Genomic DNA, 15363 nt, shown 5'->3' with positions numbered 1-15363 from the left:
GTTACCAACCATTCCAAACTAAGAGCCGGTCTCAAAACTGGTTGTACTTTTGAATCGTAAATATTTACTTGTGAAATGGACAAAAATTATTCAGAGATTCCAGATGCACTTTGGGAAAAAATAGCCCCATTGATCCCGAAAGAAAAGCGAAAGCCAGAAGGAGGGCGAAATCGTGTACCTGCAAGAGTAGTAATGACAGGTATCATCTATCGAATGAAAACAGGCTGTCAGTGGCGTGCAATTCCGAAAGAGTTTGGATCCGGTCAAACTTGTCATAGGAGATTTCAAGAATGGGAACGAGCCGGAGTATTCAAAAAGATTTATAAATCTATTTTAAAATATTATGATGTAAAGAATAAGATAGCTTGGGACTGGGCTTCGATGGATAGCGTAATGGTTAAGGTGCCAAAAGGGGGAGCTTAACCGGGAAAAACCCTACGGACCGCGCCAAATTGGGGGTTAAACGGCATATTCTTACAGATGGAAATGGAATTCCATTGGCTATAACATTGAGTGGAGCCAATGTTCATGACAAGCATTACGTAAAAGAGACTTTAAATTCAATCCTGATTTTTTCCGGTAGAAGAAAAAAGAAACCAAAACATCTCTGTCTTGATAAAGGATATGACTTTAAAGATACGGAAAAATTAATTAGAAGAAGGAATATCCGGCCTCACATTCGAAGAAGAGGCGAGAAACCATTGATCGGTAAATACAAAGGAAAGCCTCGAAGATGGGTCGTTGAAAGTACGAACAGTTGGCACAATCGATTCAGAGCTATTCTCATCCGTTGGGAAAGGAAATCGGTAAATTATATGGCTTCTCTTTACCTCGCGAGCTCTATTATTGTTTTCAATTTCTTTAATAGATAGTTTTGAGACCGGCTCTAAGCCCGCCGACGATGACCGTAGCCAGAGGTCTTTGAACGTCGGAGCCGATTCCGCTCGCGATCGTCGCGGGAATTAAACCCAATACATCCAAAAAAATCGTCATAATTCTCGGCCTCAATTGAATGACCGTGGCCTAGATCACCGAGGTTTTGAGATTTCGTTTTTTGTTTTTCTCAATCATATTCAATAATATTGATATAAAAAGTACACACGTCATGCGTTACATCAAAAAAAGGGAAATAAAACCCACACCCGCCGAAACGGAAAAATTCATTCCCCTGAAAAGTAACGCGAGTAAGCCCCCGCTGATGGAGATCGGAATTCCGGACATGGCGAGTAAAACCAATCGAGGACTTTTAAACATGGTATAGAGTATTACAAAAATTGCAAATAAAGTGAGAGGAATCACAAAACGCAATCTTAAAACGGCGCGATCCCAATTTCCTCCGAGTTTAAGATCGGGAATCGCCAAGGACTTTTGTAAGGCGAGATTTGTTTGTTCGGCTTTGATTCCGAATTCGAGCGCTTTTAGATCCGGCCTTTTTTCAAAGGCGATAAAAAGAAGTTCCTGACCGTTTTTAGAAACATCCAGATAACGCTTCGATTGAAATCAGGGATCTATCTTTTGAAGTTTGAGGCGTTTACGAATTTCCTTACCGCGTCTTTGATTCACTTCTAAAACTTGAAGAAGAGTATCGATCGGGAAAACGGAATCTTGGAACATTCTTTTCATCGTTCTTTCCGACATATCATACCAACGCGCTTTGGAAGAAACCAAAAGTTCTCCGGTTTTGGAAAGATGAATCGTAGCTTTCGTATAAAGTCTTCTTCTTCTAACCATCGTAACCCAACAACGAACTTCTACTTCTTCGTTGAGAGGGACCGCTTTGTGATAACGCATATAAAGTTGATCGGTCATCACGAAATGTCCGAGATGAAAACAAAGAACACCTTGCGCCTCGTCGAGAAGAGTCGCAAGAACTCCGCCGTGAGCGTAACCGGGCGCGCCTTCGAAAGACTTTTCAATTTTAAACGGAAATCGAACTTCTCCACTTTCTTCGTGAAATGGAAAACTCGCGTGAATCCCTTTTACGTTATCGGGACCACAACCGAAGCAGTTTTTATGATGCCAGTCCTGACCGTTTTGGCTGGCTTTGATTTCCCGGAAAATTGTTTCCGATTCCATGTTGTTCCTCCGGTTGGATCCGTCGATCGAATCGTCGATTCTACACCGATAACGAATCTACTTCCATGAAAAAATCGCTTCTTCCGGATTCAAGTGCGAAACCCGGAAAAATTTCGAAGTACAAAGACGTTTTGTGCGATTTGAATTTTTAAAAATCCGAATGTATAACGTAAGTTCTCCGCCAAATGATCTTGACTGACTTATCAATGATCTTAATCTAACGCGGATTTGGCTTAAGAAAGTTTGGGCGAATCCAGCCCGGCCCTTGGATTCCAAGGGCCGGGCTGGACCTATCTCGCGTAGCGAGATTGAGTTTCTTAATTTCGCTCCAATCAACAAATTGACGGTTTGCCCGAAAACGTAAATCTTTCGGCATTCCAATTTGTTGATTCCGCTGCAATCGCTTTCGCATCGGTTACATCGAACTCACGTTAGTCGGCTTCGCGCCTTATTAGGGAGAATGGAAAATGAAAGCTGCGGTATTAGAATCCGGTAAAAAAGTTTTAGACATCAGAGAAGTTCCCGTTCCACAACTCGGACCCGGACAAGTAAAAGTAAAAATCAAAGCCTGCGGGATCTGCGGCTCGGACGTACATCTCGTGATCCACGGAACTCTCAAGTGTAAACATTTTCCGAGGGTTCCCGGTCACGAATCCTCGGGTGTAATCGAGGAAGTAGGGGAGAACGTTAGTCGCTTTCGAAAAGGCGATCGAGTTGTAATCGCAGCCGGAACTTCCTGCGGAGTTTGTTCTTATTGTAAAGCGGGCCGCGAGAATTTATGTAAGGATCTAGGAGTTTTCGGATTCGATCGGGACGGAAGTTTTGCGGAATACAATATCGCGGAAGAACGTTATTTGTATTCTCTTCCCGATACGATTCCGTTCGATCAAGGAGCGATTCTTGCGGACGCGGTTTCCACACCGTATCACGCGATTCGATACAGGGGAAACATACAAGACGGAGATACGGTCGCGGTTTTCGGTTGTGGAGGTCTTGGGATTCACGCGGTTGCGGTTGCAAGGGCTTTGACCGGCGGAAAGGTGATCGCTTTGGACGTGGACAAAGGCGCCTTGGAAAATGCGGCGAAGTACGGCGCCGATGAAACGATCAATTTGAAAGAAGTTCGAAATCCGGGAAAGGCTCTCAAAGAAGTTACGAACGGAGTGGATCTACTCGCGGACTTTTCGGCGCATATGTCCAACGTGGAAGAGTCGGTTCGTGCGATGAATCCCGGAGGAAGAATCGTCCTCGTGGGAATCGGAAAACAACCTTTGAAGTTTCAGGTTCCTTTTCTGTTGATCGAAAAGATGATTTCGGTTGTAGGTTCCTACGGTTCCGATCGCCGGGCGATTCCCGAACTGATCGATCTCTACCTGAAGGGAAAAATCGATCTTTCTCATTCGATCACTTCCCATCATCCATTAGAGGAATTGAATGAATGTCTTAAAGCCTTGGACGAAAGAAAAGGAAATCCGATTCGGTTTATCATTCAACCTTAAGTTTGGATCAAATTCTAATATTCAAAAAGAAGAATGGATTTGGCCGGTGTAACGACCTGAAAAAAAATCTTACTCTGGGGGTTACGAGCCGAAACGTCCTTGGGAAAACGAACCAAAAAACGATAGATATGTTCGGTCTCCGCGGTTACGTCCGAATCGTAAAGGACCGTTCCGGAAGGATAAACTCCGGGAGGGACCGTATAAAACGGATAACCGAACGTTCCGTAAACGGGAAGAGCGGAAAAGCGGGAATTGCGAACCCTCGCGGTAAAGGTTTGAACGTAATAACTCCAAGTTTTTTCCGGCGGTTTCTCGTTTAAGGAAAATTGAAAGTCCAAAAATTCGGGAAGAACCCTCGTTTCCGGAACGATCTGAAATAGGATATAAATCCCTTCCGAGCCGTTGAGAGCGTTCAATTCCTTCCACTTTTCGACGCCGTTTTTGGGAATCCTGGAAGCCAATTCGTTTTTAAGATCCTTTCGGATTTCCTCAAGATCCTCCTTTTCGATTTTGGAAGCGGAAACGAAAAAGCCGCCGCCGTAAAAAGGAAGTTCGGCAAGTCGGTTCGGTTCCCCTTGGAGTTTCAGATTTTTGCCGGAACAGGAAATTTGAATTATAGAATATACGAATATAATAAAAATCGAAAATACTTTCGAAAGGATTTTCGAGGACGGTTTCGGCGGCGAGTCCGTCAGACGATCAATTTGGTTCCGCAGGAAGGACAAAACTTGGCTCCATAGATTTCGATTTTAAAACCGCATTCGTGGCAGTATTTGGAAACAAAGGAAGACGAACCCGGAGTTTGTAAGACCGCGTCTTTGGGAATGTTCTGCGCGATCGTTCGAATTTTTTCGTCGAAGTCTTCCAGGTCCTTTACGATTCCGGAAGAGATGGATTGAAATTCGGGTTCGGTGAGTTTGCCCGTATCGAATTCGATTTTGATGTCTCTTAGATTCTCCAAGATCACTTCTCTTCGGTGGATCAGTTCCGATTTTTCAGAATCCGTTTCGGAAGCTTTCGCGTTGATTGCAAATCGAACGTATAAAAAAGGGGAGACTACGATCCCGAGAAGAACGATGTAAAACGGAATGAGTAGAAGATCCATTATTTTTGTTTTTCCTGTATTTCGGAAAGATATCTACGGAAAGAATCTTCGCCATGTTGAATGGGTTTGTCGGAGGTCGGTTTAGGAACGTTCGGGTTTTTGCGTTTGATGTAAAGATAGATCGATAAAATTCCGAACAAACCCGCAAGTGCAAGGCTCAGGTCGATCCATGTGGAATCGGGAGAGGCCAGAATATTCTCCCCGAATCCGAAAACGACCGAGTTCGCCATACCCGTGTTACCCGCTTCCACGAACTTTTGGATGATCGGATCGCTCAGAGCTTCCTCTCCGAAACCGTGAACCATTTTATCCACGATTACGTCCGCGTTTTCGCCTTTTTGAATCCGATTTTCGATAAACAGTTTCAGTTTTGCGGAAACGGTACAATTGTTAAACGAACAACTTTTGATCGTGATCGAAGGGATGCAGATACATCGGATTTTGGAAGTGACCTCGTGAAAGGTACGGATCTGATCCGGTTCCGTCAGGTTCGTAAACGTGGAGTCTGCGGACAAAGACGAACCGACGGCGCAAACTCCCGGAAATATAATGAAAATTAGAATATTATGAAATACTGTTTTCATGGTCTGGATTCTCCGATGGGAAGAAGGATCAAAAGACCCGAAAAGAAAAAAAGAAGAGAACCCACCCAGATGAATTTTACCAGAGGATTGACCCAGACTTCGAGATTGGCGACGATCTGCCTCGGAAACCGGTTGAAGTTTTCCAATTTACGAACCGGTTGATTTTCGTTCGTAAAAAGATAGTTCATAAACAGAAGAGGAAGATCCGGATTTTCATCCGAAAGATCGGAGTGTTCGATCGCTCCCAACTGAATGTATAAATCCTCTTTCGGAGTGGAAGTGATCGCGGGTTCGCTCGTAGGAATATGAGTTTCAAAGTCGCCGCTCAAATGGGAGATCTGAGGATAAAATCTTCTTTCGGTCACCATCGTGGAAAATTCCTTGAGATGACGTTTTACCTGAAAGGTCGCTTCGTGAGAAACGATCACGTTCTGAATGTTGAGTCCGTTTTTTGCGTCCCCGTTTACGAGAGGTTTGATTTTGAGTGTGTTCGCCGAAATCTGATAGTTTCCGAGCACTCCCGTGTCCTGACTGGAATAGACGATCTCGTTTTTTTCGGGAACGTTTAAAAAGTAGAAAAACTTAATGGATGTGTTTTGTTTGAACGCGTTCCCCGCAAAGCCGATAAAAAGAATCACCATCGCCAAATGAACGAGATAACCTCCGTATCTTCTTTTGTTTTTTAAGAGCATTCTAAGACCCGCAAAGAAATAATTTTCAGAAGGATACGAAACCTTTCTCGCGACGATTCCTCTGTGATACTCCTGAGCGATACCCGCGATCGTAAAAATTCCGAGACCGACGGCGATCACCGAATACACTTCGCCCAAAACGTCCCCGAGGCTGTAATCGGAGATCGTAAAGTTCTGCGTATAAAAAAGTATGTAAACTCCCGCTCCGGCAAGACCGACTAACAACGGTTTGACGAGGGTGGAAAAGAAAATTTTATCCGCGCCCTTTCTCCAGGCCAGAAGAGGCGCCGAACCCATCAGAAAAATCAAAAGAATTCCCGCGGGAACTCCCCAAGAGTTGAACCAAGGTGCTTTGAATTCTCTTCCGTAGAGAAGAGGGGAAAAAACCCCGAGTAAAATCGCGAGAGTTGCGATCACGAGAAGAAAGTTGTTAAAAAGAAAACTTCCCTCTTTGGAAGTCATCGCTTCGAGATTGCGTTCGGGTTTGAGGGAATCCCTTCTATAAATCAAAAACCCGATAAAGAATACGAAACTGAGTCCGATGTAGACGATAAACGGAGTTCCGATCGTGGATTTTGAAAAACTATGGGGACCTTCGAGAACTCCGCTTCGTGTTATCCAAGTTCCTAATAAACAGAAATGGAAGGCGAGGATGATCAAAAATAGATTCCAAAACTTTAACATACCTCTTCTTTCCTGAATGATCATGGAATGAAGAAACGCGGTCGATAAAAGCCAGGGCATGAGAGAGGCGTTTTCCACGGGGTCCCAGGCCCAATAACCGCCCCAACCCAATTCTTCGTAAGCCCATTTGGAACCGAGAAGAATTCCCGTTCCCAAAAAGAACCAAGAGAAGATGGTCCATCTTCTTACAAAACGAAACCAGTTTTCGGAAAGATGTCCCGTGATCAGAGCGGAGGCCGCGATCGCAAAAGGGATCGCAAAACTTACGTAACCGATGTAGAGAATCGGAGGATGAATGACCATCGCCCAGTGTTGTAAAAGAGGATTGAGGCCCCGGCCCGCGACCGCGGCGGGTTGAAATTCTCGAAAGGGTTGAGCGTCCGGATAAAACACCGCGAGATAAGAAAAGAACGCAGAGGTGACGGCTAACGTAAGATTTAGGATCGGGATTCTATCCTCTACGAGTTGTCTCGTCTGCCAGAGAACGACGAACGTAAAGAGGGAAAGTAAAAGATTCCAAAAAAGAAGAGAACCGGAAGATCCGGACCAAATTCCGGTAAGTCTGTAAAACAACGGTAGGTGTTCGTTGGAGTGCATCACTACGTAGTAGTTGGAAAGATCCGTTCTGAAAAGTTGAACGAGTAGGACGATAAAGGCCAGTAGGATGACGGCCGTGTTTGTCATCAAGGTGTATCTTCCGAGTTCGATCGCTTGTTTGTCTCGCTTCCAAATTCCGTAAGAAGTCTGAACGATCGAAAAAAGAAGGATCGCGAAAGAGGTTATAATACAGAGGGCGCCAAAATCATTCATATCGGAGAGTCCAGATCCTTTCGCTTAACAGCGATTTAGAAAAGTTGAATTTACTTATTTTCTTCCGAGTAGTCGGCTTCGTACTTGGAAGCGCATTTCGCTTCGACGTGATCGGCGACCAACACTCCGTCTTTCATATAGCCGTCGACTCGCGCGCGGGTTCCTTCTTTAAAAGCGTCGGGCAGAAGGGTTTTACCCGTAAAAAAAACCGGGATTTGTTTTTCGTTAAATTCCAAGACAAACTTTGCGGTTTTGCCCTCGCGAACCACCGATCCTAATTTCACAAAACCCCTCACTCGTAAAAGATCGTCTTGGTATTTTGCCGGAGCGGCGGTCAGTTCCGAAACGTCCAGAAGTGTATAAGATGTTTCCTTGGAGGAGAAGTAAGCGATGGAGCCGAGGGAAAGAAGAATGATCCCTGCGAGGACCGTAAATTTGATGTTCATCGTAAGAGTTCCGATTGTCTTTTGTTTTAGACCATAAAATCGGAACGGATGGACGGAGAAAAGTGGAAATATCCCAGTTCAAACCGTGTTTCAAACACCGTTCAAACCGCGCTTCCGTAATTTCGGATCTTATGGACGAGAATTCCGATCCATTCCTTGATCGAGATCGTGGAGTTTTCGAGACAGCCTGTGGAAGGAAAAAAATTATCCAAGGTCAAAACTTCCTTCTGAGTGCGGAAATCGGTCGGAAAGGGAAGGATCGTAATTCCCTTCTCCTGAAAAATTTCGACCGATCTTTTCATATGAAAGGAAGAAGTTACCAGGATTACGGAAGTCCAACCTTGTTCTTTGAGTAGCTCCAATGCAAATCTTTTGTTCTCTGCGGTGTTTCTACTTTTCGATTCCAAGATCAGAGAAGAATCGGGTATACCCATTTGTTTTAGGAACCTTCCTGCGGGTTCGGACTCGGGAACCGTCTGATACATAAGATTTCCGGAACCTCCGGAGAATAGAATTTTAGGCGCCTTTTTGGCCCTATAAAGTCTTACCGTTTCCGTTAGTCTTTCCGCGCTGTTCGAGAGATCGACCGGTTCGTCGTGGATGCTTAAGGTGGAAACCATTCCGCCTAACACGAGTATTACGTCCGCTTTGGGGAGCTGCTCGAGAGAAACCGGCGGATAATAAATTTCCAAGGATTGAATTAACTTTTGTGAAACCGTACTCGTGGATAAAATCCAAAGGAACAGAACGGGAATCCAGACGGAAAATTTTTCTTTCCAGGTCTTGAGTTTTGCTCCCACAAATAAGAGGATCAGAAGGACCAGGGACAAAGGGAAAAGAACGAGGGTCGCAAGTTTTGAAATCGAGAATAAAATCGTGGACATGTTTTGTTTGGTCGGGACTTGAATGTCCCGTTTCTCCTAATGGTTTTAAGATAGGGTCGGTGTTTGAAAAGAAAAATGCGGGAGTTCCTAGGCTTTCTTGTAAAAGTCGTTTGTATCATCCTAGAACAGGATAAGACTTTTCTTTCAAGTCACAATCCCTCCTAACTCCTCGCCACTAATCCCCTAGTCACTAATCCCTAGTCACTTGAAACGTGGGAACTCCTGCAAATTTCCTTTTAAGTTTCGGACAAGTTTTTAATTTAAAAATGACGGTTTGTCTTAAAAGTCCAATTTTTTTAAGAGAAATTACACGTTGAAAAATTGTGGGCTAGGCTTTCCTGTAAAGTCGTTTGTATCATCCTAGAACAGGATAAGACTTTTCTTTCAAGTCACAATCCCTCCTAACTCCTCGCCACTAATCCCCTAGTCACTTGAAACGTGGGAACTCCTGCAAATTAAGCTTATGTTTTTTTAGGAAGGGGCATCCTTTTTTCAGGCAAATTCAATCCACTCTGCGTTTTTCGAGACCCGTGTTAGGTATGGGAACTTTGTTACTTAACTCCGATTTTGAAATCAATTCCACTCTTAATGAGGGACGTTCCGAGACGGTTACTCTTTTGATCCCGGAAGATACTTGGTTGTGTTTCTCCGAGAAAGATTTGAAGGAGCTTCCTAGGAAAATTCCTGAACTTTTGAGAACGTATGGAAAGTATTTGTCCTCAACACAACGTCTCGGTAAGAAGGCCGGCCGAACCTTATACCAACCCAGTCCGGGAAAACAAAAGATGAAACGCGTGAACGTCCGTGTGAGCAGCGGGAGTTGGACTCTTTTTGGGACACTCGCCCAGGCGCACGGCGTTTCTCGCTGTTATCTTTTCAATTATCTCTTGCGGTTAGATGAGGTCGAGTTCGGGGATGAGATCCTTTATACGGTAAACGGTGGAGTTCCTGCATTTCATCGATCTTACACCTATGTCCTCCACGTCAACTTGGTCGAAAATGAAGTAATCCGTAGACTTCGCTGTCAACCGAGATCCTATTTTTACACATTGGATTATCGAGATTGGTTTCCATCGTAAAAACAAAAGTGTTTTTACTCAAAGTCTGAACTTGGATCCATCCCATTGTTTTAGGAAAATGAGTAAAGAATTCTAAATCAAGAAACAAGCGGGAGTTCCCACACTTCGAGTGGCGAGGACAAATCGATCTTGACTACGTTCGTATCCTAATTTGACAGCATTGGGCAACCTCACGCGGTCGAGACGACGTTAGACGATTAGAATGGCCTTACCGGCATCCGAGTTCTAGAACCTAACACGGAGTCGGCGATGGAAGCGACGCACTAACACTACAATCCGGTCAAGATAATTCACGACGGACCACGTCAAACTCCGTCCGGAGAAAACGCAGCCCGATACGCTTCCGGCGGACAAGTTAAATAAGAACAAGACTTTGCTCCCGCGTTCTCCGGATCTTCGGACCAAATCCCTTTCGAAGTCAAATCCTCGCAGGAAACTTTCACAGAATTCGATTTTTGACGTCCCGCAGAATAACCTTGGCAACTCCAAACCGGAATGTTCGAAAAACAGGAACAGTTACCTTGAAAAGCCTGAGTATCCGTACAATAGACGCAGTCGGAACGGGATTCGAAAAACGCGCTTGCAAGTAAACGAACGAGTTGATCCTTGTCGTATTCCTCCTTGTCCTTTTGACAGAAAAGAATCGGAACGATTAAGAATATTAGAATATACTGTTTCATATGACCTTTTACGGAACCGCCGTGAACGGAAAAGAAATTTTAAGAATCGCGTTTATGCCCGGATTTAAAGCGTAGTCCTTGTATCTGCTCAGGTGATCCACATAAGAAACATTGAATACGTTTTGAACGTTTAGATCCACCGTGGGTTTGGAAATGCCGTCTCCAAAATAAGGAAGTTCGAAACCGAGTCCGATGTCCGTAAGGTTATAACCCTTTGTCGGTGTCTCCTTCGGATCCACGCGAAATTGGGAATCATAGAATCTACCGTTGATCGAAAAATAAAAATCCTTCAAGCCGAGAACGGAATCTTCCGTCCACCGAAGACCGGCGCGCGCGCGGTTCGGGGTCGTACGCGGAAGCGGATTTGTATCGTTCTGATTTCTAGCATGAACGATATCGATTCCGCCGGAGAGGACGAGTTTGCGGGACAGTTCGGCTTGGATCGAAAACTCTCCGCCGCGCAAAATCGCGTCGCCCTGTTTGTAGGCGTATTTCGGCAAACCCGAAACTACGTCGATCTCCGCAATACTTGCAGAATATATGAAATTTTGAATGTTATTTTGAAACACGCTGATTTCGGATTGAATTTTGGAAGAGCCGTATCTCAGAGAGAAATCCATATTATTGGAATATTCAGGTTTTAGATCGTTCTTACCGATCTCGAATTTACCCGTACCTTCGTGAACTCCGTGGGAAAAAAGTTCGAACGGGGTAGGCGCTCTAAAACCTCGGCCGAAATTAAAAACCGCGGAAAAATACTTATCGATTCTCCAGACAAGTCCGGTGGAACCCGTCGTCGCATAATAATTTTTGTTTTGTTCCGCGACGCCTAACGTCTCGTTATTCCGGATATCCGCCGATCGTTTATCGCCTCGAGCCCCGGCGCTGAAAGTTAAGGAACCGAGTTTGAGTTCTTCCAAAAAATAACCCGCAACGTTGACGATACCGTAAGAAGGAGTCAAGGCTTCCGTTCCGATCGTTCTGTTTTTTTGTTCCAAGCCGGATAACCCGAAAGTTCCTTTCAAAAAATTGAATATAGGTTTGTGATGAAATTTTGCGTCCGCGGTCGCCGTATCCAAAAAAAGATTTAAACCCTGATATTTTGCTCTGGAAGTCGTTTGATAAAATTGAAACGATTTATCAAGGATATCCGCGTTCTCGTCCCAAAGAACGTCTTTGATCGGAAGAAGTTTGTTTTTGGATTCGATCTCTCTACGGTTGTTCCTTTGATACGAAAAATCAAGTTCCAGATTACCCGCTGAAAAAATAAAAAAGGAATGAAAGTGAGATTTTTCATGCAGAAGTTTTTGAGAAACGGTCGCTCCCGGATTTTCGTTCGGATTGTCCAAAAGATCTTGAGTTTGTTCTCTTCGAAAAGAATCCAGATAAAAATTTCCCCATTTCCCGTCCAAACCGACGGAAGCGTTTTGGTTTTTTTCGATCATTCCCGTATTACGCAACGTGCCGTTCGGAGTTGTGATTCTGCCCGCCTTTCTGACGTTGGAACTGGCGCGATAACCGAAACCGTCGATGTTACCGAAAACCGCAAAGTTGCCCGCGTCCTGTTTGTTGTTGGAATAACTGTTGGAATTGAAAAGTCCCGCCGTTTTGGGAACACCTTCGCCGGAAAGAGGAGCCTTGTCCCGAATCACGTTGACAACGCCGCCGAGAGCGTCCGAACCGTAAAGCAAACTGCCCGGACCTCTAATAATTTCAATTTTTTGAATATTAAAAGCGTCTAATTCAACCGTGTGGTCGTCTCCGAACTGTTGTTCCTCCTGACGGATACCGTCCGTCATAACGAGAACTCTCTGACCCGTTAAACCCCGGATGATCGGTTTGGAAGTCCCCGCACCCGTGGTTAAGTTGGAAACCCCCGGAGTGTTGTTGATTGCCGACATCGCCGATTCGCCTCGTTGACGATCCAGTTGTCTGCCGGACAAAACCGTAATCGGCTGGGGAGCGGTTAGAAAGTCCGAAATCGTGGACTTTGCGGTGACGTTGATTGCGGATTCGTCCAAGGAACTTTCGAGGAGAGTGAACCGGATCCTTTGATCTTTTTCACCGATCGTAACCGAAAGGGTTTCGGATTGATGACCTCTTGCGATCGCGCTGAGAGTGTATTTTCCCGGAGGAACGTGATCCAAAACGAATTCACCCTTGTCGTCCGTAACCGCGCTTTTTCTGGATTCCTGGATGAAAACCCTCGCGTTGGAAATCGGATTTCCGTTTCTGCCCTTGACGGTTCCCGTTAATACGACATCCAAAGCGAAAACGGAAACGGGTGAAATAAAAATCGAAAATAAGAATATTTTAAAATACGAATGCAATTGCTTTTTCAAGCGAAACTCCCGGACGAAAGTCCTAAAAAATCAAAACAAACGAGAGAAGATTGATTTAAGAAAGGGGGAGTGAAAGCGGAGGAGCGCGACCGAGTCGGATTTGGAAACAATCGAAAGGACGGATAAAAATTTCGAAAGAGATTGGATTCTCTATTTGAAGGAGAGGAACGGAATTTTCCGTTAAAAAATTCGGATTCCAGACGGACCGGGTTTCGATTTGAAACTGGCAGATCGGACAAGTAGGAGTTTGTTTTACGTCCTGATGAACGGAATAGGATGGCCCGGAAAAGGACTGAAATTCTTTTTCAGAGTGGGTATGAAATCCCGAACTCGCAAAAAGAACGAGCAAAAGAGCGAGAAATCCGGATTTGAGGCATTTTACAATCATCTTGTAGAATCGTCACTAATGATAAACCGATATTAATAAGCGCGGACAGAATGTAAAATCATAAATCCGGAATTTTTTATCCGGAGTTTTTGAGAATATCGACGCATAAGTCTTAGTTGTAAGATAAGGACGCGTTTCGTAATTTTTTCAATCAGAGAACGTTTAAAATTCTTTCCAAAGTTTTTTGTTTTTCTTCAAACGGAAAAAAATGAGAGGTTCCCGGCCAAATCTCCAAGGTCGATTTATCGTTTCCCGAATGAATGCGTCTTGCACCTTTGGGAGAACAAACTTCGTGCGGATTTGGAATCGTGATATGAGTTTCCGTTTTGATTTTTCCGAACTGGAACAAACTCCGATAACTCACCGAATCGAAAATTTTCGCTTCTACTTCGGGCAGACAACGTAAAAAGGCTTCTCCGTTATCGCCGATTCGAAAACAACTTTGAATGTAGTCTTCGTAAATTTGATCGTCCCAACGGGAAAAGGAAGGAGTTCTTTTATAAATCTTGCGGACGGTATTCAAGTCTTTGAATTCCCTTCTGCGTTTGATCGCCACCTTTGCAAGCGGGTTGTGAAAGATCCGAGAAAAAGTTACTTGCAGAAAATTTAATATAACCGGATCGTGTGCGATCACTTTTTTGAACTTTTCGGGGGAATGATACGACGCTAAAAGAAGACTCGCTCCCCCTAAGGAATGTCCGATCCCGGTGATGTTCTCCAAGCGCTCCGCATTTATGAGAGAAAGAACTTGGTCTCTGAAAAAATACCAATCTCGAAAATTTAAAGTGGGTTCGGATTCTCCATGGCCCGCAAAATCGAGCGCGATCACCCTGTGCGTTTTTTGTAAAGACTCGATGTAAAACTTATACGTAAGCGCGCTATATCCGTTTGCGTGACAGAGAAGGATCGTCGGTTTTGAATTGGAATTGGAGTTCGTATCGATATAAGAAAGATTGAGTCCCTGAAAGGAGAATGTTTTTCTGAGCATAACGGAGAGATTTGACCTTGATCTTTCCAACTCCTTCGATGGACTGGTTTTCGTAAAGCCAAAACCGGAGCCTATCATGCAGATTCAAATTCTTATCGTTTTTATCATCGCTCTTGCGTTTAACGCGCTTGCCAACATTCTCATAAAGGCCAGCTCTTTAGGCGACGCTTCCGAAAAACCGGAAGGACTACAAGGAATTCTGCAAGTGATTTTCAATCCGATTTTTATCGGAGGATTGGCTTCTTTCGGTTTGGCGCTCTTAGGGTATCGTTTCGTATTAGGGAAAGGTTTAAAACTCTCTCTTGCATATCCCGTATTTACGAGCGCGGGATTTATCATCGTGCTCATTGTATCTTCCATCGCGTTTAAGGAAAGATTGACCTGGCCTCAGTGGGTGGGGATCCTTCTCATTCTTGCGGGCGTTTGGCTTTGCGCCGCGAACATGTTCGAAACAAAATCATAAATCGATTTCGCATTTATGATTATGAACTTGTCCCAAAACCCGTCGAGCGCCGATAAAAACGAGACCCTTTCGTTTCACAAAATGCGGGCCTTCCTTTTTCTCATAACCAACCCCACAAGTAATTGGATCTCAAGATAAATCTGTCGGAATTACGACAATCCTCCGTGAAACTTATGCCCCACCCTGATTTTGGGTGGAAAACTCAATGAATTGCTTCCTGCCGAATGATCCTTAGAAAATGAGGCACCTATTTCAATAAATCGTTCTCAGAAGTAAGTGAAACGCTTTCTACGGATCGCGTTTCAGGGGCGCAATTCAGGGAAGAAACTCTATTTCGCTCCCTCCTATGTTCCTTGTGTCAAGCCCCTCCGCTATTTTTTTTACATAAGACCATATTGAGCTAATTTCCGATTCAGAACATTTTCGGGCATAGAGTCGAAGAGTTGCCCTGTTCGAATCATAGAAAAAAGAACTTCGATCATTTTACGTGAAGTAGCAATGATCGATTTCTTTGCTCCTTTTTTAGCATATAACCTTCCGTAGAACTCTTTAATCTTACCGCCATGCTGACAACGGACCAGGCTCCAAGCTGCTTGAACAATCACTCTTCGGATCGAATGACAACCGCGGGAAACAATTCTAC

The 15363-nt window shown here is 44.3% G+C and carries 16 protein-coding genes and 2 pseudogenes; 5 read left to right on the top strand and 13 right to left on the bottom strand.

The annotated features are described in order from the left end of the window. Nucleotides 1-75: 75 nt before the first annotated feature. Together LEP1GSC060_RS20715 and LEP1GSC060_RS20710 are read left to right on the top strand one after the other, a co-directional pair. Nucleotides 76-423, top strand: coding sequence for an IS5 family transposase (locus LEP1GSC060_RS20715; RefSeq protein WP_036095088.1), 348 nt, complete (start codon nt 76-78; stop codon nt 421-423). Nucleotides 424-452: 29 nt separating this feature from the next. Beyond that, entirely contained in the window at nt 453-872 is a 420-nt protein-coding gene (locus tag LEP1GSC060_RS20710) for an IS5 family transposase (RefSeq protein WP_036095085.1), read from the top strand. On the opposite strand, the pseudogene LEP1GSC060_RS20220 reads toward LEP1GSC060_RS20710, so the two are convergent. Continuing rightward, nucleotides 862-1299, bottom strand: a pseudogene (locus tag LEP1GSC060_RS20220) (efflux RND transporter permease subunit). The gene LEP1GSC060_RS20710 and the pseudogene LEP1GSC060_RS20220 overlap by 11 nt on opposite strands. Before the next feature lie 201 nt (nt 1300-1500). After that, nucleotides 1501-2076 (bottom strand): PaaI family thioesterase, encoded by a 576-nt coding sequence (locus tag LEP1GSC060_RS01280; protein WP_002995447.1) that lies wholly within the window; start codon nt 2074-2076, stop codon nt 1501-1503. A 467-nt stretch (nt 2077-2543) separates the two neighbouring features. Between LEP1GSC060_RS01280 and LEP1GSC060_RS01275 the strand changes: the two genes are divergently transcribed. Then, entirely contained in the window at nt 2544-3575 is a 1032-nt protein-coding gene (locus tag LEP1GSC060_RS01275; protein WP_002995219.1) for a zinc-binding dehydrogenase, read from the top strand. A 14-nt stretch (nt 3576-3589) separates the two neighbouring features. On the opposite strand, the gene LEP1GSC060_RS01270 is transcribed toward LEP1GSC060_RS01275, so the two are convergent. From LEP1GSC060_RS01270 to LEP1GSC060_RS01245, 6 genes are all read right to left on the bottom strand, one after another. After that, complete coding sequence (locus LEP1GSC060_RS01270; protein ID WP_002995046.1) at nt 3590-4300, bottom strand: hypothetical protein; 711 nt, start codon at nt 4298-4300, stop codon at nt 3590-3592. After that, nucleotides 4267-4680 carry a zinc ribbon domain-containing protein gene (locus LEP1GSC060_RS01265; RefSeq protein ID WP_002995483.1) on the bottom strand — a complete coding sequence of 138 codons (414 nt, stop codon included), beginning with the start codon at nt 4678-4680 and terminating at the stop codon, nt 4267-4269. Before LEP1GSC060_RS01265 ends, LEP1GSC060_RS01270 begins: the two co-directional genes overlap by 34 nt. Further along, on the bottom strand, nt 4680-5264 hold the full coding sequence (locus LEP1GSC060_RS01260; protein WP_002995104.1) for a cytochrome c-type biogenesis protein: 585 nt from the start codon (nt 5262-5264) through the stop codon (nt 4680-4682). The genes LEP1GSC060_RS01265 and LEP1GSC060_RS01260 overlap by 1 nt, the downstream gene beginning before the upstream one ends. Continuing rightward, nucleotides 5261-7450, bottom strand: coding sequence for a heme lyase CcmF/NrfE family subunit (locus LEP1GSC060_RS01255; RefSeq protein ID WP_002994953.1), 2190 nt, complete (start codon nt 7448-7450; stop codon nt 5261-5263). The genes LEP1GSC060_RS01260 and LEP1GSC060_RS01255 overlap by 4 nt, the downstream gene beginning before the upstream one ends. 50 nt (nt 7451-7500) lie before the next feature. Further along, nucleotides 7501-7896: a cytochrome c maturation protein CcmE domain-containing protein gene (locus LEP1GSC060_RS01250; protein WP_002995186.1), complete on the bottom strand. Its 396-nt coding sequence runs from the start codon at nt 7894-7896 to the stop codon at nt 7501-7503. Between the two features lie 101 nt (nt 7897-7997). Further along, on the bottom strand, nt 7998-8780 hold the full coding sequence (locus tag LEP1GSC060_RS01245) for a YdcF family protein (RefSeq protein WP_002995150.1): 783 nt from the start codon (nt 8778-8780) through the stop codon (nt 7998-8000). A 539-nt stretch (nt 8781-9319) separates the two neighbouring features. Between LEP1GSC060_RS01245 and LEP1GSC060_RS01240 the strand changes: the two genes are divergently transcribed. Further along, complete coding sequence (locus LEP1GSC060_RS01240) at nt 9320-9859, top strand: DUF1564 domain-containing protein (protein WP_036095082.1); 540 nt, start codon at nt 9320-9322, stop codon at nt 9857-9859. Nucleotides 9860-10164: 305 nt separating this feature from the next. On the opposite strand, the gene LEP1GSC060_RS01235 is transcribed toward LEP1GSC060_RS01240, so the two are convergent. From LEP1GSC060_RS01235 to LEP1GSC060_RS01220, 4 genes are all read right to left on the bottom strand, one after another. Next, nucleotides 10165-10539 (bottom strand): hypothetical protein, encoded by a 375-nt coding sequence (locus tag LEP1GSC060_RS01235; protein ID WP_002995180.1) that lies wholly within the window; start codon nt 10537-10539, stop codon nt 10165-10167. 8 nt (nt 10540-10547) lie between these two features. Continuing rightward, nucleotides 10548-12881 carry a TonB-dependent receptor gene (locus LEP1GSC060_RS01230; protein WP_002994928.1) on the bottom strand — a complete coding sequence of 778 codons (2334 nt, stop codon included), beginning with the start codon at nt 12879-12881 and terminating at the stop codon, nt 10548-10550. Between the two features lie 55 nt (nt 12882-12936). Next, nucleotides 12937-13269 (bottom strand): LIC10965 family protein, encoded by a 333-nt coding sequence (locus LEP1GSC060_RS01225; protein WP_002994972.1) that lies wholly within the window; start codon nt 13267-13269, stop codon nt 12937-12939. A 151-nt stretch (nt 13270-13420) separates the two neighbouring features. Beyond that, entirely contained in the window at nt 13421-14257 is an 837-nt protein-coding gene (locus LEP1GSC060_RS01220; protein ID WP_002995343.1) for an alpha/beta fold hydrolase, read from the bottom strand. Between the two features lie 76 nt (nt 14258-14333). Here LEP1GSC060_RS01220 and LEP1GSC060_RS01215 point away from each other — a divergent pair, with 76 nt between their 5' ends. Next, nucleotides 14334-14720, top strand: a complete 387-nt coding sequence (locus tag LEP1GSC060_RS01215; RefSeq protein ID WP_002995204.1) for a DMT family transporter — start codon at nt 14334-14336, stop codon at nt 14718-14720. Nucleotides 14721-15100: 380 nt separating this feature from the next. Here the strand turns inward: LEP1GSC060_RS01215 and LEP1GSC060_RS01210 are convergent. Further along, nucleotides 15101-15363, bottom strand: a pseudogene (locus LEP1GSC060_RS01210) (IS110 family transposase); the annotation flags it as partial.

The sequence above is a fragment of the Leptospira weilii serovar Ranarum str. ICFT genome, assembly GCF_000332415.1.
In the GTDB taxonomy this organism is placed as follows: Bacteria; Spirochaetota; Leptospiria; order Leptospirales; family Leptospiraceae; genus Leptospira; species Leptospira weilii_A.
The sequence above is the reverse complement of the archived record's forward strand: the minus strand, read 5'-3'. Positions and strand labels throughout refer to the sequence as shown.